Raw genomic sequence first — 21,193 nt, 5'->3', positions numbered from 1 at the left:
ACCAGGATGTTGGCTTAGAAGCAGCCATCATTTAAAGAAAGCGTAACAGCTCACTGGTCTAAATAAGGGTCTTTGCGCCGAAAATGTAACGGGCTAAAGCCATGCACCGAAGCTGAGGATGTATCGCAAGATACGTGGTAGCGGAGCGTTCCGTAAGCCTGTGAAGGGGTACCTGTGAGGGGCCCTGGAGGTATCGGAAGTGCGAATGTTGACATGAGTAACGATAAAGAGGGTGAGAGACCCTCTCGCCGAAAGACCAAGGGTTCCTGCTTAAAGTTAATCTGAGCAGGGTTAGCCGGCCCCTAAGGCGAGGCAGAAATGCGTAGTCGATGGGAACCACGTTAATATTCGTGGGCCTGGTGGTAGTGACGGATTGCGTAACTTGTTCATTCTTATTGGATTGAATGGGCGAGGAAGCGGTTCCAGGAAATAGCTCCACCGTATAGACCGTACCCGAAACCGACACAGGTGGTCAGGTAGAGTATACCAAGGCGCTTGAGAGAACTATGTTGAAGGAACTCGGCAAATTGCACGCGTAACTTCGGAAGAAGCGTGACCCCTTTTGACGCAAGTCAGATGGGGTGGCACAGACCAGGGGGTAGCGACTGTTTATCAAAAACACAGGGCTCTGCGAAGTCGCAAGACGACGTATAGGGTCTGACGCCTGCCCGGTGCTGGAAGGTTAAGAGGAGAGGTGCAAGCTTTGAATCGAAGCCCCAGTAAACGGCTAGTAACTATAACGGTCCTAAGGTAGCGAAATTCCTTGTCGGGTAAGTTCCGACCTGCACGAATGGCGTAACGACTTCCCCGCTGTCTCCAACATAGACTCAGTGAAATTGAATTCCCCGTGAAGATGCGGGGTTCCTGCGGTCAGACGGAAAGACCCCGTGCACCTTTACTATAGCTTTACACTGGCATTCGTGTCGGCATGTGTAGGATAGGTGGTAGGCTTTGAAGCTTGGACGCCAGTTTGAGTGGAGCCATCCTTGAAATACCACCCTTATCGTCATGGATGTCTAACCGCGATCCGTCATCCGGATCCGGGACAGTGTATGGTGGGTAGTTTGACTGGGGCGGTCGCCTCCGAAAGAGTAACGGAGGCGCGCGATGGTGGGCTCAGACCGGTCGGAAATCGGTCGTCGAGTGCAATGGCATAAGCCCGCCTGACTGCGAGACTGACAAGTCGAGCAGAGACGAAAGTCGGTCATAGTGATCCGGTGGTCCCGTGTGGAAGGGCCATCGCTCAACGGATAAAAGGTACGCCGGGGATAACAGGCTGATGACCCCAAGAGTCCATATCGACGGGGTTGTTTGGCACCTCGATGTCGGCTCATCGCATCCTGGGGCTGGAGCAGGTCCCAAGGGTTTGGCTGTTCGCCAATTAAAGCGGTACGTGAGCTGGGTTCAGAACGTCGTGAGACAGTTCGGTCCCTATCTGCCGTGGGTGTAGGAATATTGACAGGATCTGTCCCTAGTACGAGAGGACCGGGATGGACATATCTCTGGTGGACCTGTTGTCCTGCCAAGGGCATAGCAGGGTAGCTATATATGGAAGGGATAACCGCTGAAGGCATCTAAGCGGGAAACCCACCTGAAAACGAGTATTCCCTATCAGAGCCGTGGAAGACGACCACGTTGATAGGACGGGTGTGGAAGCGCAGCAATGTGTGAAGCTTACCGTTACTAATAGCTCGATTGGCTTGATCGTTCTCATTGCTTGTGCTCATCAGCGCTGCTTGCAGCGCCGATGATGCTTCTCTTCTGTCCTGACGCGCTTCGCGCTCCGGACGGGCCGCGCCACGAGGCGCGACGGCCTATCGGCCTGTATGGGTAGTCCCAGGCAGACGATGGCAGAGAAAAGACGTGTTCAATAAGGAAAACAGGCGAATGTCTGTACCAGCTTCTCAATGATTGCCCTTAGCTGACCTGGTGGTTATGGCGGGGTGGCTGCACCCGTTCCCATTCCGAACACGGCCGTGAAACGCCCCAGCGCCAATGGTACTTCGTCTCAAGACGCGGGAGAGTAGGTCGCTGCCAGGTCTGCTAAAGGCAATCATAATCTTCTCAAGCACAGATACTCGGCCCAAGCCGGAAACATCGGGCCGCTATCCAAGCGGCCCTTTCTGCTTGATACAGTCTCTCAAGCGTCTCAATACTCCCGAGACGCTCTTGGCGCGGGGTGGAGCAGCCCCGGTCCTCGCCGCAGGGAACGAAAGTGACCGAGGAAGGACGAATAAAAAAGACCGGGCTACGCACCCGGTCATCTGGCAACAACGCCAGACACTGGCTCAAACATAACGCGGGGTGGAGCAGCCCGGTAGCTCGTCAGGCTCATAACCTGAAGGCCGCAGGTTCAAATCCTGCCCGCGTTCCGCACCTTGCGATACAGGAAGCGGAAATCATTTCCGCGTCGGTGTAACCTTTGTCTGTAGATCATTTCAGGCGCGACTGATGCAGAGCAAGCTGGATTTGAGACAGTGGGCCAGACGGTTTTGATCCCTGCCGTCCATCAACTGGAAGAGCTGTGAAAGCTCGTCGCGTGGAACGGCTCCGGTCAGTTTCACCGTGAGCAGGAAACTCACCGCGCCGCAAATGATTGCCAGTGAAATGCCCGTGACTGTTGGAATCCAGAGGGTTATGGCGAAAGCTGCGATCGCCGATGCCACACCGGAAACGACCATCTTCGCCAGCAGGCATACTGGCGGTCTCATGTTTTCCTTTTTGCGAGCATAGAAAATCAGAATGCCCAGGATCACACTTTCAACCAGCAAACGTGACCAGGCCAGCGCATAGACCCCGTCCATCAAGATAGCGATGGGGGCTGCTATGCTGGTGACGATGGCAGAGATGATCATCACGCGGGTGAGCGCCATCGCATGTCCCTTGGCTGCAAGATAGGTCCAGGGCACGATTTGGAGTGCAGACATGCCGCCGGCCAGCAGCATGACGGCCGCAGCCGAGCCGGTGTCGGCAAACTCGGGGCCATAGACGAGAGGAACCAGAAGGTGAGCGATGGCGCTTCCACCCATTGCTATTGGAACAAACAGAAACGCGACGCCAAGCCATGCGCCGTTCGAGCGCCGCCGCTGGTCGAGCGAGAAGGTGACGACGAGTGGAGATGACAGTTGCATGGCAAGCTGATCGACCAGGCCCGCAAACGCAATCGCGACGGCAAAGTATCCCATGTCTGTCTTGGTCGCGAGGATCAACAGAAACAGGTACTCCAGGCGTGACAGCGCGATGATGCCGATCACGTCATTGATCCACATTTGCCTCCTGTAGTCTCGGAATTCCTTGTCAGGGACGATCGCAGACCCGTCATGTTCCTCCCTGTTTCCCGCAATCAGGGCCGACAATTGGAGGGCCTGTGGCATGTAGCGGCTGGCGAGAGCAAGGATCGCGCCTGCAGGGCCGATCGTGAGTGCGCCGATGACCGAGAGCGGGACGAACAAGATGCTGCCGAGAATGGTGTTGCGTGCAGGCCTGTAGAAGTCTCCGCTGCCGCGGGCGGCGGAGAGCGAAAAGTTCGACAGGCCGTAGACCAAAAACAGTACCGCAATGGCCAGCCAGACATAGAGGTCAGCCTGGTCGGTCCAGGCCTTGCCTGCAAAGGACAAGATGCAGGCGGCGGCAAAGGCAATCACCAAAATCGGAATGAAACGTGTAAAACTGTAGCGAATGAAAGCTCGCTGAGCTGATTGGGTGTCACTCCGGGCGGCAAACCGCAGGATTCCTTGCGGGTAGCCTCGGTCGCAGATCACGGCGGCACATGATGCGACCCAAAACCCGAACGCCGTCACGCCCGCGCCCTCAGCTCCAAGCAGCCGAGCAACGACAACGGCTGCAATGAAACCGCTCGCCATCGAAATGATGGCAGAGACGAGATTGAGGATGGAATTACGGACTACGCTCAGAGGCAAATTTTTCCCATCTATGGTATCGCTCTATTTCGAACTGAATCTGGCGACCGAAAACGGCGCTAATCATTGGTTATTGATATTAGAGGGACGGTTCTCGGCCGACTTGCAGAGGAAACCTTGATTGCCCAATGTTCACCAACATCGCGCATGAGACCCGGAAACACGTTTTCGTATGAGTTGATCATCTCTACGAGGATGAAGCTCTCGCCCATTGAACCCTTGGGTAGGTCGTGAAATCCATCGCCCTCGGGGAAGGCACCATAGTGATATACCCAAACTGCAGCCCCTCGGCCTTCATCATCAAAGATGTGGCTTGAAACACGCATGCCAAAGGTTTCACCAATCTGCGAAAAGCTGCGCTCGACATCATGTGCGAGCTTTTCAAGCTCACTCCTACGCAGCCCCTCGCTTCGGCTAAGTACGTCAGATAAGGAGCCGGCAATACGACGATTGAACGAGTCATGACGTACAATTTCGAATGCGACGAATGCGGTCATGACCAAGAAGACCATGACAGGGAAGATGAGGGCAAACTCAACCGCAGCGACACCCGACTTGTCTTGGAATAATTGGCGAGTTTTTTGCATCTAGGGTTCATTCGCAAAAAGCGTTGAAGACACTGCAACATATCGCCCGCTTTGATCGGCACCCAGTTTCAAAGCAACACCGATCATCGGCGTTATGATATCGAATGACATACACACCCGCATGATCATTACTTCGGATTTGGCACCGCGTGAAAACGAACCAGGAGTTCTGATCGCTTGCCCTGTGGCCGCGCATGTGTTCTTGGGTCCTGACTGTGCAAAGCTCGAAAATCGTACGAGTTCCACTGAAAGCCGATCTTCACACTTTTGACTGATCTGCAGCTCGGAGCAGATGAGACGCCTGATGGTGGGCTCGGTGTAGCGCACACTGGTGTTGACGCGCATGACACGAGACACCTTGTCCACTGCTTGATCGAGCTGATTAAAACGCAGGAACAACGCACCGAGCTCGAATAACGCAAACAGCACTGCCGCAAAGAGGGGAAATAATATCGTGAACTCAATTGCTGTTGCGCCATCTTTCGATTTGTAAAATTTGTTCATTGGGTCAGCTTGAGTCCAGAAATGTTTCCGGCAATATTGGAAAGAATAATGTCTATGTTTTCTATATCTGCGTCATAGTAATGGGACGGACTGCTAGCGCAATTTTTCAATATGGAATTTGCATCGTTGTCAGTGACTTCGTATCCTATGGTGTATATTTCTATTTTGTTATTCTTGGCCCAGCTGCAGGCCTCACGAAGAACCCGCTGCGTCTGAGATTTGTCCACGATCTTTCGTACAGGCCCCAGCGGATCGGATGTTTCTGGACGATGCTGATGCCAGACCTCGCCATCCGTCATCAACACGATCACCTTTCTTGATCCGCTATTGAAAGGCAGCGGTCGGTTGAGATGTCGGTCGTCGATGTCGAACGCTTCCGCGCGGTCGAGTTGGCGCACATGGGTGTTGAAGCGGTTGTCCAGGGTCATGATCGCCCAACGCATGCCGATATGCGTGCCCGTTCCATCATGAAGTTGCATTTCGGCGATCCGTTCGCTCAATGCCTTCTTGTCGTTGGAAAACAGAATTGCAGCGGACTCGTCATTGGGGCACTGCCATGGCTCAAATTCACGGGCCCATCGATTTGTTGCAAAATGAGGAACGTGCTCAGCCTGCCTGAAATTCGGGATGGACGACGAGTATCGTGTGGAGCGGTCGCCAATGCAGGAAGAGTGGTTGTGTTTGCGGACCCCAGTGCTGGTTCCGCCAGTCAATGTATCGAACGCGCGTGCACCAAGGGCTACTTGGCCGGAGTAGGGAATGAGATTTATGGTGGTCGTCAGCTTGGTCCGCTCATTCAAGACCTCCTCGACAAATCTCTGGGCTGCCGGACGCAATGCATCAATTCGGGTAACTGTTTCTCCAGCCAACATTGAGCCGGATATATCCAGGACAAGAGACAGTTCGACGTTTTGGGCATACTCGCTGGCGGTGGACGAAACCGATATGTTTAGGACGTCCATGTCCAGCAGATGCAAAAAGTACGTCTTGTGGGTGTAGGTCGCTACCGAGTTGACAACGCGCGTATCAGCGGTCGCGCGCATGCTGACTGACGCGGTCACTCCCCCACCGAAATGTGTCCGGAGAAATTCGTTGACGACTGCTTCTGCGTTTTGATTTTGGGTAATTGATGCTGCCGCAAGGGTCGCATTGTCGAGTGTTTTCTGAAGATCGGTACGAACTCTTTCTGCCATCGCGATATCAATCGTTCCGCCAATCGCTACGATGGAAACCGGAGCAATGACTGCGAACAAGATACCGAATTGGCCGGAAGTGCATCTTAGGCCTCTCCTGAAGACATTCAGGAAGAACGATGCAGCAGAACGGTGATTGCGTATTCTTCGTGGCGTTTTCATCACACTTTGCTCGTCTGGTTTCGACCAAAAGCAGAAGTGGATCCGTGGGGTTTTCAAAATCCTAATATTGTAAATTACTTATGTAACATTCTGGATTTCTTTAGAGGTTACCCCGTGTGTCTGCACTTTTCAGGGGGGCAGGACGGTCATTTTCAGTTCGAAGTTCGCTCGGAGGAGGGCAACCGAAGGGGGGATGATGTTGCGGCTGAAAAGGAAAATCTGTTGGGACACCTTGTGCAAGGAAAAGGACGTCCAAAAAAATTGCCATGGGCAAAGGCTAATACATCCCACACATGAGGTCGCTGCTCCCCCTGGCGGGTGAGATCATCAGCCCGATTTCTCTTGTCGAATAAGCAGTCCAATGGCTCCCAGCGCTGGCTCATCATTCGGTAATCCCCCATTCAAGGCCGTAGCAGCTCTTGCCGCTTCAATGGGTGGCGCGGCAGGGTTTAGCGAGTGAAGCTTTTCATTTGCGCCCTCAAGAAACCTTGTTCCGAGTGCAAGCATTCCTCCTCCAATCAGAATTCGCTCTGGGTCTACCGTTCGCGACACCACTGCTGCAAGTGAGCCGAGGATCACAGCTTGGCGACGAACGCCTTCGATTGCGATAGAGTCCCCACAACTCGCACGTATGCCAGCAGCAGCAATCGTTTCCCCCAGATCCGACTCGGCGGCAGAGATCGACAGATAACGTTCGAAACAGCCGCGCCCGCCACATTGGCAATAAGGGCCCTTTGGGTCGTAAACGATATGACCATAGTCTCCTGCCTTGCCCGTATGTCCGCGCATGACCACTCCGTTGTGAACGATCGCGCCACCAACACCACGATCCAGTCTGAGCAGAACTGCCGTCGTGTGGTTGTTAAGATTGCCCCACAAAAGTTCTGCAAGGGCTGAACAGTTGGCGTCGTTGTCCAAGATTACGGGTTTGCCAAAATAGTCTGATAGCTCCTCCTGAAGCGTCCTTCCGTCTTCCTTTGGCAGCAGGAGCGAACGACTTATCTCTCCTGTTCGTGGATTCACTGGACCAGCCACCGCGACACCAACTCCATACAGGCGGGCGCGGTTACTACCTGACCGCGACAGAAGCCGGTCTGCCAAGCCAATGACAGTGTTGATGCTCGGCGGCTGCCTGCCTTGAGCGGCGCTTAATGGGTTGCGTTCCCAGTCGATAACGCGCTTGGCAGCATCTGTAATCACAATTGTGATATCTGAACGAGCAAGGGCAATGCCCAGATACAGGCCGACGTCAGGTCGTATTCTTATTGCCTGACCGGCGCGGCCAGATGGTAGCCTTCTGAAGATATCGCCGGTGTCTTCGATCAGGCCCCGCAGACGGAGTGACTGTATCGCTCGCGAAGCGGTTGCTTTGCCCAGTCCAGAAATTCGTGCCAGTTCCGCAATGCTCGATTCACCTTGCTCCCTCAGGAGCTGAAGGATTCGTGCCTCTGATTTGCTTTCCGACTGCGGATCGTCAATTCGGCCCATATGGATCAATTTCCTTGACTAGAGATCGCACCCTAAATACGATCCAAATGGATCGAATGAAAATGAAATGTCCTGTCGTATCCAGGTTCTATACGTCGTTATGTGATACCGCTCCCTACTCGAGAGGTTGGTTTGCTGGAGGTATGTGTGGTCGTTTGGACCTTCCATGGACTGTAATGCGAGAGCTTTATGCCATGTCTAACAATAGTGAAGAACGCCGGTTCAAGAGAACGAATGCCTGAAGACATGATAGACGCGACAGTTGCTGCCCAGAAACCGGCCAATACTACATCCGCCATGGCTCTCGTCAAAGACATGGGAAGAAGGAGCTGCAAAAGGCGTGTTCCGATGTCTTGGGCCGGCCTCTTGGTATTGGATCATGCATGTGTCCAAACGTCGAGCGACCTTAGGCAAGCAAACTGTTTGTCCGTGAAAGTATCAACCGCGGCGGGGACTTCTGTTCCCGATCAGAAGTCGGCGGGCTTGCGGATCAAGAGCTTGCTGGAAAGGATTTTTCCCATGGGCGAGATTGAACAACCCGATGGACTTCGTCGTGCTTCGGGCCGCTCTGGCGGGTTTGCAACCGTGAGCTCCTTCTCTCTTCCCAAAATGTTAAAGCGAGGCGCAACTTGTATTGGAGCCATTTTGGTCCGTGTCCCACATGCCCGCTCTAGCGATCTAGAAGCAAGAACTATGACCAAAAAATGGGGTGCTCCACTGCCGATGTGGAAAAGGACGCCCGCATCGACTGCTTATCTGCATTGGCTGACCGGGAGATCCCGCCGACAACTCAGCGGTAGTTCTTGTAAACTGCCTGCGCCAGAGCTCCAGTGAACAAAAGCAAGCACATCCTTCGCGCGCTCATAGTCGACTAGCCGCGCCCTCATCGACCAGGAAAAGATATGAGAACACAGATGACATTGAGATGTTCCGCCGTCGGCATTTACGCAGCTTTAATGGTCGTCGCCAATCCGATAGAAAGCGCGGCTGCGCCGCAGGAGCTGGCAGTCGTGAAGCCTGTCAAAGGTTGCGCAGAACTTTATGACGTTGATCTTGTCGCGATCGGCGGCGAGGGAAGCTCGGTCACTTCTGTTGCCGAGACAACCAGTAACGGGATTCCAGTCTGTTCGCTGCAGGGCAAGCTGTCCCCTGCAATTAACTTTCAGGTTCTGTTGCCAATCCAGACTTGGCAGCAGCGTTACCTGCAGGTTGGTTGCGGTGGCCTTTGCGGCAACATCACGCTTAGGTCAGGTGCATCGGATGGATGCGAGATTCTGGCAGGCGGAGGCTTTGTTATGGCCGCTACGGACATGGGCCATTCAGCCAACGAGCAAGACTGGGGTCTTGACGAGCAAAAGCGCATCGACTTCGCCTATCGTGCGCAGCATTTGACTGCTAAAGCGGCGGCAGCCGTTATCGAGACATTTTATGGCCAATCCGCGCGCTTCTCCTACTTTAATGGCTGTTCTGATGGCGGTCGTGAGGCGTTAATGCAAGCGCAGCGCTACCCTGATGACTTCGATGGCGTGATTGCTGGTGCCCCGGCAATGCTATTTCAAATCCAGAACACACTTTTTCACGGTTGGCAGGCGGCATCGAATACGGCTGCCGATGGCACCGTGATTCTAACGTCTGATAAGCTGCCGGTTCTGCATAATGCAGTTCTTTCAGCTTGCGACGACCTGGATGGGGTTCAAGACGGCATTATATCCCTGCCCGGCCAATGTAACTTCGACCCCAAAACGATTATCTGCGCGAATGATGCGCAAGACAGCGGCCAATGCCTCACTGCCGAAGAAGCGGAGGTGGTCCGCAAGTTTTATGATGGTCCTCGCGACGCCGTCACTGGGCGGCCGCTTACAGCCGGGCAACCCCTGCCAGGTTCAGAATTGAACTGGCAGGGCGTCTATGTTGCGGACGGGAAGAATGGCAAGTTCATGAGTCCAATGGCCGCTCTACCGGTGCTTAGGATGCTGGCCTTTTCTGAAGGCAGAACCAACTTCGAGCTTTCCGATCTGCGTTTCGAGGAGGCGACACTTGATGCCCTGCGTGCACGCCATGCCCTTTTCGATGCTACCAACACGGATCTTGGGAGGTTTGAGGCTGGGGGAGGCAAACTCATTCTGTGGCACGGCCTTGCCGATGCCCATATCGCACCCGCCAATACGCTGGCCTATTACAAGGGGCTGCAGCATCACATGGGAACCGACAAGGTCCATGAATTTGTGCGCCTTTACCTATTGCCTGGCATGTCGCATTGCGGCGGAGGGCAGGCGCTCGGTCATCTCGATCTGCTAACGGCGATGATGGCCTGGGTTGAAGGTGGCGCTGCACCGGAGGCGATCTTGACAACGTCGATCGGGGAGGAGAGTGATTTTGGACAACCTGATTTCGCCAAGACGGAGAAGGGTGGGCCCCCGCCGCGCAAGGTGCTAGACGTCGACGCGCTGCCTCCCATGACAAGACCTGCGTATCCATATCCCTATGTTGCCGAGTTTGGCGGCAGCGGAGAGGTGACAGACGGCGGCAGCTGGCATATGGGGCCGTCCGCAGAAGTAGTACGTTTGAGAGACTGGCCAGGGCAGGACCTCTTCAGTCCCTATGAGCCGGCAAATCAATGAGGCGACAGTGAGTGGTTTGGATTTCCGGTTTCCACCGCGAAGAGCACTTCAATTGTTCCGAATTACACGCCGCAGATCGGCATTCGATCTGCTCATTTGCGACACTTGATCGATCCTTTATGTCCGGCTGAGAGGTGCATGTCGTTTGACGAACCGCTATCAACGACACTTGACGCAGAGCCAAATCGGCCGCGGAATCGGGATCGCGGAATGGGCAAGATGACAGTTCAAACGTCACGACTGATATTCAGGCGAATTGTATCTCTTGAATTGTAAGATACAATAATTATCGTCGGTGCGCAGTATTTTAATTTGCAAAACTTACAAACGGAAATATTTTTCCGAAATTTTACATGTCAAAATTTTATCCTTTTGGCTTTATAATGTGCAATTCTAATTAATTTTCTGCATATTTTGTTTTTCTTTTTTGTGAAATGCCGATTTTTATTTAAAAATCAATTGGTTCGTTGGTTTTTCCGACGTGACGACCGGCTGTCAGCTGTCAAGGATGTAAGTGTCAAAGCAGTTCAACATCAAGCACCTGCGTATCTTTCTGGCGGCTGCTCACTATGGGTCATTCAGTCATGTTGCCGCTGACTTCATGCTCTCGCAACCTGCCATTGCCCAGGCAATCTCTGGTCTTGAACTCAAAATTGGCAGAAGGGTTTTCGAGCGTACGGCAGGTGGACTCCTGCTCACCCAGGAGGGTGAACTGCTCCGTGCGCGTTGCGTCCGGGCGTTGGGATATCTGGATCCAGTTTTGGATCGGGCGGGTGCTAAAGTGAAGGCAGCAGCGACTACGTCGCAGCTACTCGCAGCAACAACGCTTGCCGAGACGGAGAGTTATACAATTGCCGCCAAACAGCTTGGGCTGTCCCAGTCGACGGTTCATCGAGCAGTCGCTGAGCTGGAGAACGTGGCGGATTCTTGCCTTTTCGATAGGGTCGGAAACAAAACGATTCCGACGAGACTGGCTTTTGACCTCGCACAGGCTTACACGCTTGCATTCCGTGAGCTCGCCCAGGCGCAGATGGAAATCATGCAGATAAGTGGTGCAGGCAGTGCCAAGCTCTCTATCGCGGTTTCCACGCAGTGTCCTGCTTCGATTGTGTCGAATAGTCTGCAAAGCCTTAAGGCGCGTTGTCCGGCAATCGCGGTGGAAGTGGTCGATCTTCCGCCAGATCAGATCGCCAAATCGTTGGCGGTTGGACGGGTTGATGCTGGTCTTGCCTGCATTGGAGACGAAACAATTCCCGCAGAAATCAGAAAGCTTGCCCGCTGCCCTTTGAAATTGAAGCTCGCATGGCGGGTTGAAGAGGAAAGCGATTCAGAAGGCCTAGAAGCGGTTCCCACCAATCGATGGTGGGCTGTGCCCAATGACCAGACCTATGCCTACAAGCTCTTCACCGCATGGCTTCATGATGAGAATTGCTCATTTCCGACGTCCTTTATCTCGACCGACAATCTGCAAATCCTTCGATCGCTCGTGTTGGACGCAGGTTTCGTCGCCGTCGTACATGAAGATGAGTTCACTGGACTGAACAATGTTGGTGCCGTTTCTATCCCATCACATGAATATGAATTCGTCGTCTTGGTGAGGGCGGACTGGAAGCCCACGAAACTGCAGGAGCTGGCAATGAGGCGGATCGAAGAGGCCGTTGCGTGTTGCCCAACAGTCTGACCCCAAAGCTCTCACAGCCCTTAAGACCCTCCCACAAGCTGAAGTGGGAAGCGTTTCTTCAAATTACCAAACGCTGCAAAGAAATTCAGATTGGGTAGGAAAAGTCCAAAGTCCAGCCCATCCACCTGCGCCGAAGCTGTCCTGTGACCGATACCAGATCGAGCATCGGAAGGCTCTATAGACGTGTTTGCGGACACCGATGCCACGGGCGCAACGCTGGCCACCGTTTCTGTCCGGTTGGGACCCAAACAGTTAACGGGGCTGGTGTTTCCTCAGGCTTCTGTCTAACCATGTCAACACATCTTCAGACCGGAAAAGTCTTTGATATACAAAGTCGTAAGCAAACACACTTTCTTACAAGCCTCCGTGTCAACAGGCCCGCGCAACCAACAATACCGCAATCTCGTCAAACCCAAATCCCTTCCTCGAAAGCTCCTGGCGTAACCCGCGAGGAGCTTTTGCATTTTGGGCTCACTATCAAACTCGCCGGACAGCTCGCGGGCAAGGACGTCCTCATGCTGGACGACCCTTTCCGTTGAAATGGGGAGGATATTGCGTGCCATCATGTTTTGCTCGACCTGACTATTTATGGTCTCTCCTCGGTCGGTAAGATCTGACTTCAGAGGGAGTTTCTATCGAGGCATTGGCACGAGGACCGAGTTCGGTTCGGCTGATTGGGGAGCGGCCTTGTGTTCAAGGGGTCGTGGCTCGACCCCAAGGACAGCCTTGCGGCCCTCATCAAGCCCGTCCGTTCCACGGTCAGAGAACGAATAGGAATAGAGCAGAGGCGCGGTCTGTAAAACCTGATTGCCAGAAAGAGCGTCCAGCCCCTCCAGCCGAAGCGTAAGTGAAGATAAAAGCGACGACAGCATTGTTGGCTCAGCGTCGGCAGAACAATAGCGCAGCCTGACTTTCAACGGATCTGGAACTGTCGATTTTCCAATCTGTTGCCATGCATAGACACATGATGCACCTTTGTTCGTTGCGCCGACAACAGCGCCGTATCTACCATAGGAGTTGGTTCCCATAATCGGACCCGTATGCAGGCGAATGTCCGGTAGAGATCGATCTATCTCCGCAGATAGACTTGATCGATTGACGGTCTGTTCGGTGTCCGACTTTCCCCTCGAAAGCCTTTCAATGACGAGCATGTTCTCGCCAATGACAGGAGTATCGTTGGCAAAGACGATTTCCTGCCTCGGCCCCTCCTGACCCGATAACTGTCTCACGGCGATGGGTGCCTCTTTCAATCCGTGGAGCGCGCCCCAGGCGGTGTGGACCGCAACATGTCGGTTTTGCTGCGTGCCCGGCGTTTGTGCCGCGCCAGTCAACCATGGATCGTCAATGGTGGTGCAGCCGGTCAGCAACAGCAATGACAGGCTGAGAAGAGGTTTTGCTCTCACTGGTCAATCCCCATGCGTTCACGGATGGCTGCCAGCCCTCGACGGTTGGCCGGATCATCCACCACCTGGTTCAGTTCGGAAAAGATTGCCCGCGATTGCCTGAGGTTGCCCATGTGGAAATGCGCCCAGGCCCGCATCTGGGTCATTCCGACGGGTTCGGCGGCGATCTGCAATCGGGCATTCAGACTGGCAAGCGCCTGGTCATAGGCTTTTCGGTCAAAAGCATCCCTGGCCTTCAGCCAGAGGAGTTCGGCCCTGATTTCATTCGCCCGCCTAGCCGACAACGGACGGGTCGCAAGGAGCATCTCGACATCAGTCGTCATGCGTGCACGAAGCAATGACAGGCCAAGCCCGTAGACTGCGTCGTCCGATTGTCGAACGCCAGTCGAAAGCGACGTCTCGAACGCCTTGCGGGCCTCGGTCAGGTGATTGAGTTCGAGATTGCACCAGCCGCGGATCAGTTGGGCTTCCGGCGTCATCTGCCCCGCCCTTGCCAGCCGATCAAGATCGGCAAGGCACTCGCCGTAGCGCTTGGCCTGGAAGCTCATCAGGTAACGGGGCGCGGCCTTGGTGGCTGGTTCACGGACAGTCTGTGCGGCTTTCCCCTTGGGCTCGGCGGCCTTTTCGAGGTCTGCAAAGACATCCGGAAAGGCAGATCCATGACGTTGCTTGAGCGCGGCAAGACCCTCCCTGTCCTTTAGCTGCAGACTGGTCAGTGCAAGTCCCTTGATGTTGTCGCGTGTGACCTTCCAGTTCACCGCCTGAAGGAACCAGGCTTTTGCCGCGTTGAACTGTCGACCATTATAGGCATACCAACCCAGCAGCTCGGCATGGGTCGCAGATTGCGCGGATTGGATTGCCATCGCATAAGTTTCGGCAATTGTCGGCTCCGGTACGAGATCGGTGGAGGCCAGGAAGGGATAGGAAAGGGTTTCGATAAAGGTTTCCGGCTTATGGTCGAGTAGCTCAATATGGCTTGCGACCAAGGCAAATGCGTCGGCCTTGCGTGCTTGGCGCTCGAGCACCGCAACCAGACCCTCGAGGTTTTCCGCAGTCCCCTCGTTGGCGAATGCATTGCGGAACCAGTTCTCCGCTTCGTCGAGCCGTTCAAGCTTCAGATAGTACCAGCCCAGGAGGATCTGGTCTGATACCTGGTTTTGCGGGCCGGCGGTGCGACGAATGGCAAGAACGCTTTCCGGCAGGGGAGGGGTGGCCATTGGAATTCCCGCATTAAAGTCCGCGATCTCCCGCCGGATGATGTCGAGCTGCAGTTTTGACATTCTGGTGGCCAAATCAGGATCAGCCGACAGGATCGCGATGACCTGACGCAGCTCATGGACCGGGAAATCCTTCAAGGCTTTTTGCAGCGTTGTCATAACGATATCGGCGTCAAAGGACGCTCCCGGCCCACGAAACAGGATGCCCTTGTATATCGGCGCCATGGGTTCGAGCTGGTCCTGGTCCCGATAGGCGTCGATCAGCGCCCAGAGCAGATCGACGTCGGTTTCGGTTGCTGGATCCAGTTCCTGACCAAGTATGATAACGCGGCTTGAATCCTGCGCCGCATGAGACTTCATAAGCTCAAAGCGCAGTTTTCGACGCTCTAGCTTGTCTTTGAAGTCCACGGAAGGTTGCCAGCCTGGATTGTCGGCAGCCATTCGACTGATGGCCATGTCTATGCCGACAAAGTCATCCTTTTCGTAAAGCTGCCAGAGAGGCGTCTCATCGACCTTGTTTTCGGAGACCGGGTCGAAGAGATCGTCTGGCAGGACGAAGCCCGGGAATTTGACGCTCAGCCGTCTTGCCTCCCGGTCCACACGATCCATCTGGCCTTCGCGCGCATAATAATAAAGTGCTGCAATTTCAACAGCATCTGGTTGAACATGCGTGCTAACTGGCGCTGCTTCTCGGTGTGCATTCGGGACCGGAGATTGCGAAGGTGGTAAGAGAGATTCAGCCCGCAAGATGGAGGGGTGGATGGCCGTACACAATAGGGTTTGGGCCAGCAGGAGAGTGATAAGACGCCGGTTCGTCATTTGACGCTCCTCACGCCCCTGCGGGGAACGATATGCCCCAGCCAGAAGCCGAAGCCACCGATGCAGAACAGGATCAACGTGACATAGACGATGAAATTGTCAGATAGCCATGCAGCGGCAAGACGCCTCAGATTGCCGAGACTTGTGTCTGTCAGGCTGTGATAGACCACGCTTTCAGCTTGTTTGCTGACGATTGCGTGGTCCGAACGGGTGACTGTGGCCGTCCCTCCCGTCAGGCTTGCCCAGGCTGATGGCTCGAAGAGGATCCGGCTTCCGTCAAGGAGATCGGATTCGTTTGCTGCTGCAAGAGTGGTGATCATCGCTCCGGTCTCTTCAAGGCTCGTCTGGCTAAGCGTGACAAGGGTGTCTGCCGACGGAATGTGACGCGGGATGTCGCCGGCCTGCTGATATTGCAGCCATCTATTGACCATGGCTGATGCATGCCGCAGACCTTTTGCCAACTGACTGGACCATGGGAGTGCGTCTGAATCCATGGCAGTTTCGATCTGGAACGCGTCAAGCAGGGCTTGTGAATCGCTTGCAGAGAGCGGCTGGAGCTGCGATGCCGGGGTGGACACGGACGCGGTCAAGAGGCTGTCGAATTCCCTTGGCATAATCCGACCGGCTTTTGACGCGACGGTCTCTGTCATGCCCGATGCCCCCGCCTTGATAATCAGAACATGCTCTGCCTGATCACTGACGGTGCTGCCGATCACCAGGCGTGCCAGAAGCGGACGAGCCGAGGCCAGCGAGAGTTTTGCAAGCATGGTTGCCGCTGTGGACAGTCTGACGGGCGTTGCGGCGTCTACGACGAGATCAAACCTCTTTGCGCTATTGAATGGATAGCCGCGCCCGGCAAAGGCAGCGAGGTCCGGCATCCGCCCGATCCGGGCCAACTTTGGGATGTCGAGCGACGTTTCGCCCAGCAGCAGGAAGCGTGGCGCCTGGTGTCGCCCGGCCGGATCGCATGCCGCATCGGCCCGGTGAGGGAGCTCGGCCAGTATTTCGACCTTGTTGTGTCCCGGTTGAAAGGCCCGCAGGGATAGACCAAGAAGCTTATCCTTCAGGGTCACGCCCTCTGGATTGTGGAGAATGTGACTGGTTACGGCCCGTTCGTTGACCCGCACCATGATCTGTGCGCCCGGTTCGAGGCCGGGTGCTGTTGCAGCATTCAGCCTGAGGTCGATGGTGCCGTAATCCCCGGGGTAGAAATCCTCTGGCATGACCAGGTCAAAGCTCGTCCGAAACAGCCGGCCAGTGAAGGGCGCTGTTTCATAGCCGGTCTCGGCAAGCGTTACCCGCTTGCTTTCATCTGCATGGATTGATGGCGGAGGTTCGAGACTGCGTCGACCGGTCAGGATGGGCTGCAGCGGCCCCTTGAAAGCATTGGCCAGTGCGAGGGACAGTGCCTCTGGAGTTGCACCGCGTAGGATCAGTCGTATGCGGTTGTTTTCCATCCTCTGGACGGAAAGTCCAGTTGGCGCTTTCAGGATGATGTCGCGTGTGGCCTTCGACAGGCCGGGAGCCTCGGGATCGCCGATGTATAGATCGATACCGTGACTGACCCCCTCGGTCTCCGTATAGACAACCCGGAGATCATCTCGACCGAGAAGGATCGCAAGAGCCTGGACTGCGGCAAGGCTTTCTCTGGCTGTATTCTCAACAGCGCCGGGACTCGTGATGATCCGCAATTCTGTCTCGCCGGTGTCATTGCGGCCAACCGACAGGATGGAAGACAGATCCTGCATTCTGGGCATTGTCCTTGCGACGAAGCCGCTGGTCACGGGGTCAATCTGGGTCCAGAGTTCGTAGGTCGCCGGGATCGAGCAATCGACGCGATGCTGGTGCAACGCCCTGAGCGTTACGGTATTCCAGCCGGCGACCACGATACCGGCAGGCAGTGGTAACTCGTTGGCAAGCATGCCTTGTGGCGATCGGATTGGAAGCTGTCCGATGGCATGGCCATTCACTTTCGCCAGGAGCACCGCACCTTCCGGCATGACCGACACCGCGTTCGTATAGGTCAGGCGCAGTCGCCCGCCGCCCGCCGCTTCGTCAGGCGTGAGATAGAATGTCAGGTGGCGGGTGTCGTCTTCCCCACTCAACCACATTTCCGCTTTGGATTGGCTGAAGGGAACAAGCCAATCCTTCAATTGGCCCGACCCGGGATAGGTGCCCATGGACTGAAGCAATGCCTCAGGTACCAGGGAAGAGGCTGAATGACCCTGACCAGGTGTCATCAGGCTAAGGACCGCGAGGGGTAATGCCAGAAGGGCGATGCGATGTCTGAACTCAAGCACAGGCCATCTCCTCCGTCGAGGACTTTTGCGCTACGGGCTCGATTCTGATGGGTGCGGTGCGCACGGGCGGACCGAGGGCCACAGGTGCATCCGGATTGGAGACTTCGGCGGTCTCGCGAATGAAGCCAAAGGCATACTGGAATGACCGCAGGGTCTCGCGTATCGCCCAATAGGCAAAGCGAAGGGTTCCGCGAAAGAAGCCCTGTTTGCGTTGGCGACGGTCGAGGCGATCCTGGAGGGCGGACTGGTCTGCATACATAACTTCTGCAATCAGCAGGAATGTCTCTGCATTGCGTTCAAGGAAGGCCAGACCGAAGACCGGCTCGCCATCTCCATCGCCCTTGGCCTGGCGCATGGTCCGGCAAACCATGTTGGCGCGCATGGTGCGACCATTGCGGCGAAGCTCCAGCGCGCCTGTCGTTCCGACGGTCATGCCAGCCACAGGACGACCATCGATGAATTCGATGGCAAATCCACCGCTGGATGCGTCCTTGATGATCACCGCGTGATCGGCGTCATCAAGATGCAGCAGAGCATGGCGATGGACATCAAGACGCTGGTTGCGTCTGCGCTCGCGCCGCTCCGACACGACGCCCAGAGCGGCCCCGGCAAGGCCCGTGTTGATGATGTTCCAGGCGGCGACAATCAACAGGAGCTCTGAAGGCATCGGTTCCGTCAGGTATCGCCACAGGGCATAAACGGATGCACCGGCCAGAAGCAGAAAGATGATGAAATAGGGACGTGCAAGCGGCGAGAGCCTGCTTTGATCCAGCGTTTGACCCTTGGCCGTCACATTGAAGGTCGGCTTTCTCGGATTGCGGATGACACTGCCAATAGCACCGATCAGCAGAACCGACTGGACATATTCATAGAGCTCCGAAATCCAGGGCCAGCGAACGTGCCCGAAAAGATAGCTCTGCATCGCAAATGACGAGATCAGATAGGTGACGGAATAGCAGATGAACTCGACGACATTGGCTTCAAAGATCTGTAGCGAGAAGAAGATGTAGAGAAGCGGGGCGAACATGAAGATCAGCCGAGTGACTGGGAACAGCCAAAACAGGTTGGTACCTGCGTAACAGATGCGTTGGGCAAGCGTCAGGCCGCTCTGCAAGAACGGGCGATTGAGTGTCAGAATCTGCAACATGCCTTGCGCCCAGCGAACCCGCTGACCGATGAAGGAGACCAGTGTTTCCGGCTGAAGGCCCGCGATCAGCGGCTTATCGACATAGACGCTGTGCCATCCCCGACAATGCAGTGCCAGTGCACTTTCGCAGTCTTCAGTGATCGATTGCCCCGAAAAGCCGTTGGTCTCCTCAAGCGCTTTGCGCCGCAAGACAGCGGCAGAGCCGCAGAAAAAGGAAGCATTCCACTTGTCGAGCCCGCGCTGAACGACGGAATAGAACATCTCGTTCTCCGAGGGCATCGAGCGGAACGTGTCGAGGTTCTTTTCCAGCGGATCGGCATTCAGAAAGAAATGGGGTGTCTGCACGAGGAAGAGGCGATCATCCGAGGCAAAATGGCCAACGGTCTCCTTGAGAAAGTCCCGTACCGGAGCATGATCGGCGTCGAAGACGACAACCAGTTCTCCATGCGAGATCTGCAAGCCTGCATTCAGATTGCCAGCCTTGGCATGGCTGTTTTCGCGGCGCGCGTGATAATGGACGCCAAGGGCACGGCACAATGCCTGCAGTTCGTCGCGCCGGCGACGGGCAGCGTGGGCAAGGCGTGGATCTCTATCTGCGCATTTGGCGGCGGTCGCACCGTCATCAAGAAGATATATGGCCAGCTTGTCCTGCGGGTAATCCATCGACTTCGCTGCCGCCAGGGTCACAGCGAGGAGGTCGGCCGTCTCATTGTAGGACGGGACGAAGACATCGACGGTTGGCAGATCCTCTGCCGCCTGCCGTTCCGCTGGCTTGCGCTTCACCGGATCTGCGACGATGAAGAAATTGATGGCCAGCATGACCAGGCAAAACATCTCGGCCAGATAGAGGATCAGGCCAGGTATGAAGTTCAATGGTTCTGACAGGTCCGGCAGGGTTTCGGTGGTTCGCCAGAATGCGTAACGAAGCGCAATGATGCCTGCGAAGACAAATGTCATGAGCCGCAGGGTTTTGTTTTCCGGGCGTGTCATGAAGATGAGCATAAGGCCGAGAACAATAATGCTCAGCACGAGTTGCGCCTGAAGGCTTATTGGCAGCAACAGCAGAAACAGTCCGATAGCGCCCGCAATAATTGCAGGCATAGCGATGCACTTCATGTGCCCAGTCCCCATTTTTCATTGCCCCGGTCGATCATCGCCAGAGGTTCCAGCCGTGGAACGCTGTGACTCCTAGGAGTGATGCGTTAGCAAAATCCTAATTTAATGAATCGTGAAAATGCCGCTGCAAACGTGCCGGATCGAGCTGAAACGAAGAGAATTACTCAATGAATTCAACGTATATGCCGATGGCGATTGGCCCTGCAAGATGGCATGCCAGCGGGCGTCCCGTTAATTTCAAATTGCGTCGCATGGTAACCAGATTGTTAACGCTGCCCCGCCGAACCTGGACGGGCGCCCTGCCTTGCTCACGTTTTTCAGTGGCAAACCTTGAAATTTCCGATGATCATGAAAACAAGAACCCCAAGGTGATCGCGGAGACGGCGACCGCTTCTGCGCAGATCACTCAAACCGCAAATGATTCAAGTCGTCGCGCTGCAGAGGCCGGGGTTCAGGTGCACATCTCCATGCCCAAGGAGCTTGATGACTGCCTTGAGTTTTGCCCGGCTTCAGTCTCCAAGGGTTGCTTACTCAACGTTTGGTAGAGTTTCGATAGCCCCTTTGACCAACTTGCTATTCATCACTCACTGTGGCGGATGCCAATCCATGCGTCGTTGTGTGAACTGCTTTTGAGTAAATCGAAATAAAGCAATGATATGCGGGTTCCGAAATGTGTTCAGTCAAGGGAAGGCTCTGGTTACTCTCCAGAATGAAGTGCTAGGTCAAATGACCAATCCTTTGGCCATCATTCAGTTCGATGAAAGGAGTTTACATAACCCAAGCATGGTGGCGGCCTGCCTTTACAGGACCAAGCTACTGCTCATTCGCGCAAATAGTTCACGCTTCTCCATGAAGGCCCAAATTGATGGACTGCGTTCATGCGACCGAATTGTCATCTATCAGTTTTTAAATACTTTTTTTGGGTTCGCGATCTGGTTGCTGGAAATCTGTCACGAAAAGTTGACAGTAGATCTGCTCCATTGACCATCGCGGACATAGCGAAGTGTCCTGCCACGAAGACCCCATTTCGTGCTT

General features: G+C 54.9%; 12 protein-coding genes, 1 tRNA gene and 2 rRNA genes (1 of these 15 running past the window's edge). 6 read left to right on the top strand and 9 right to left on the bottom strand.

The window, feature by feature from the left end; all coding sequences use genetic code 11:
• The 3 genes from FE840_RS02615 to FE840_RS02605 all read left to right on the top strand — a co-directional run.
• A 23S ribosomal RNA gene (locus FE840_RS02615) occupies positions 1-1,708 on the top strand (it extends 1,169 nt beyond the left edge of the window).
• Between the two features lie 217 nt (positions 1,709-1,925).
• A 5S ribosomal RNA gene (rrf, locus tag FE840_RS02610) occupies positions 1,926-2,040 on the top strand.
• Between the two features lie 256 nt (positions 2,041-2,296).
• A tRNA-Met gene (locus FE840_RS02605) sits at positions 2,297-2,372 on the top strand.
• Between the two features lie 66 nt (positions 2,373-2,438).
• Here FE840_RS02605 and FE840_RS02600 read toward each other — a convergent pair.
• From FE840_RS02600 to FE840_RS02580, 5 genes are all read right to left on the bottom strand, one after another.
• A complete protein-coding gene (locus FE840_RS02600) occupies positions 2,439-3,920 on the bottom strand; it encodes a lipopolysaccharide biosynthesis protein (RefSeq protein WP_138288613.1) in 1,482 nt (493 codons plus the stop codon).
• 59 nt (positions 3,921-3,979) lie between these two features.
• Positions 3,980-4,507, bottom strand: coding sequence for a TadE/TadG family type IV pilus assembly protein (locus FE840_RS02595; RefSeq protein ID WP_138288612.1), 528 nt, complete (start codon positions 4,505-4,507; stop codon positions 3,980-3,982).
• Positions 4,508-5,011 (bottom strand): TadE/TadG family type IV pilus assembly protein, encoded by a 504-nt coding sequence (locus FE840_RS02590; RefSeq protein ID WP_138288611.1) that lies wholly within the window; start codon positions 5,009-5,011, stop codon positions 4,508-4,510.
• Positions 5,008-6,366, bottom strand: coding sequence for a pilus assembly protein (locus tag FE840_RS02585; protein ID WP_138288610.1), 1,359 nt, complete (start codon positions 6,364-6,366; stop codon positions 5,008-5,010). The genes FE840_RS02590 and FE840_RS02585 overlap by 4 nt, the downstream gene beginning before the upstream one ends.
• A 327-nt stretch (positions 6,367-6,693) precedes the next feature.
• The gene (locus FE840_RS02580; RefSeq protein ID WP_138288609.1) at positions 6,694-7,854 is read right to left on the bottom strand and encodes an ROK family transcriptional regulator; all 1,161 of its coding nucleotides are present in this window, start codon (positions 7,852-7,854) and stop codon (positions 6,694-6,696) included.
• A 902-nt stretch (positions 7,855-8,756) separates the two neighbouring features.
• On the opposite strand from FE840_RS02580, the gene FE840_RS02575 reads away from it, so the two are divergent.
• Positions 8,757-10,475, top strand: coding sequence for a tannase/feruloyl esterase family alpha/beta hydrolase (locus FE840_RS02575; protein WP_138288608.1), 1,719 nt, complete (start codon positions 8,757-8,759; stop codon positions 10,473-10,475).
• A gap of 514 nt (positions 10,476-10,989) precedes the next feature.
• Entirely contained in the window at positions 10,990-12,156 is a 1,167-nt protein-coding gene (locus FE840_RS02570; protein WP_138288607.1) for a LysR family transcriptional regulator, read from the top strand.
• A 632-nt stretch (positions 12,157-12,788) separates the two neighbouring features.
• Here FE840_RS02570 and bcsN read toward each other — a convergent pair.
• The 4 genes from bcsN to bcsA all read right to left on the bottom strand — a co-directional run bounded on the left by bcsN (position 12,789) and on the right by bcsA (position 20,158).
• Entirely contained in the window at positions 12,789-13,559 is a 771-nt protein-coding gene (gene bcsN, locus FE840_RS02565; protein WP_138288606.1) for a cellulose biosynthesis protein BcsN, read from the bottom strand.
• On the bottom strand, positions 13,556-15,385 hold the full coding sequence (locus tag FE840_RS02560) for a hypothetical protein (RefSeq protein ID WP_138288605.1): 1,830 nt from the start codon (positions 15,383-15,385) through the stop codon (positions 13,556-13,558). Before FE840_RS02560 ends, bcsN begins: the two co-directional genes overlap by 4 nt.
• Before the next feature lie 206 nt (positions 15,386-15,591).
• Positions 15,592-17,895 carry a cellulose biosynthesis cyclic di-GMP-binding regulatory protein BcsB gene (locus FE840_RS02555; protein ID WP_138288604.1) on the bottom strand — a complete coding sequence of 768 codons (2,304 nt, stop codon included), beginning with the start codon at positions 17,893-17,895 and terminating at the stop codon, positions 15,592-15,594.
• Positions 17,888-20,158, bottom strand: a complete 2,271-nt coding sequence (gene bcsA / locus FE840_RS02550; protein ID WP_246318836.1) for a UDP-forming cellulose synthase catalytic subunit — start codon at positions 20,156-20,158, stop codon at positions 17,888-17,890. Before bcsA ends, FE840_RS02555 begins: the two co-directional genes overlap by 8 nt.
• A gap of 167 nt (positions 20,159-20,325) precedes the next feature.
• On the opposite strand from bcsA, the gene FE840_RS02545 reads away from it, so the two are divergent.
• Positions 20,326-20,703 carry a hypothetical protein gene (locus tag FE840_RS02545; RefSeq protein WP_171033774.1) on the top strand — a complete coding sequence of 126 codons (378 nt, stop codon included), beginning with the start codon at positions 20,326-20,328 and terminating at the stop codon, positions 20,701-20,703.
• The last annotated feature ends 490 nt before the right edge of the window (positions 20,704-21,193 follow it).

Source organism: Peteryoungia desertarenae, from assembly GCF_005860795.2.
Lineage (GTDB): Bacteria > Pseudomonadota > Alphaproteobacteria > Rhizobiales > Rhizobiaceae > Allorhizobium > Allorhizobium desertarenae.
The sequence above is the reverse complement of the archived record's forward strand: the minus strand, read 5'-3'. Positions and strand labels throughout refer to the sequence as shown.

What these genes read in the sequence shown, in the direction of transcription:
- FE840_RS02560 (WP_138288605.1), bottom strand. Translation starts at nt 15,385, where the DNA reads ATGGATCGTGTGGACCGGGAGGCAAGACGGCTGAGCGTCAAATTCCCG.
- FE840_RS02595 (WP_138288612.1), bottom strand. Translation starts at nt 4,507, where the DNA reads ATGCAAAAAACTCGCCAATTATTCCAAGACAAGTCGGGTGTCGCTGCG.
- bcsA (WP_246318836.1), bottom strand. Translation starts at nt 20,158, where the DNA reads ATGAAGTGCATCGCTATGCCTGCAATTATTGCGGGCGCTATCGGACTG.
- FE840_RS02575 (WP_138288608.1), top strand. Translation starts at nt 8,757, where the DNA reads ATGAGAACACAGATGACATTGAGATGTTCCGCCGTCGGCATTTACGCA.
- FE840_RS02545 (WP_171033774.1), top strand. Translation starts at nt 20,326, where the DNA reads ATGAATTCAACGTATATGCCGATGGCGATTGGCCCTGCAAGATGGCAT.
- FE840_RS02590 (WP_138288611.1), bottom strand. Translation starts at nt 5,011, where the DNA reads ATGAACAAATTTTACAAATCGAAAGATGGCGCAACAGCAATTGAGTTC.
- FE840_RS02585 (WP_138288610.1), bottom strand. Translation starts at nt 6,366, where the DNA reads ATGAAAACGCCACGAAGAATACGCAATCACCGTTCTGCTGCATCGTTC.
- FE840_RS02580 (WP_138288609.1), bottom strand. Translation starts at nt 7,854, where the DNA reads ATGGGCCGAATTGACGATCCGCAGTCGGAAAGCAAATCAGAGGCACGA.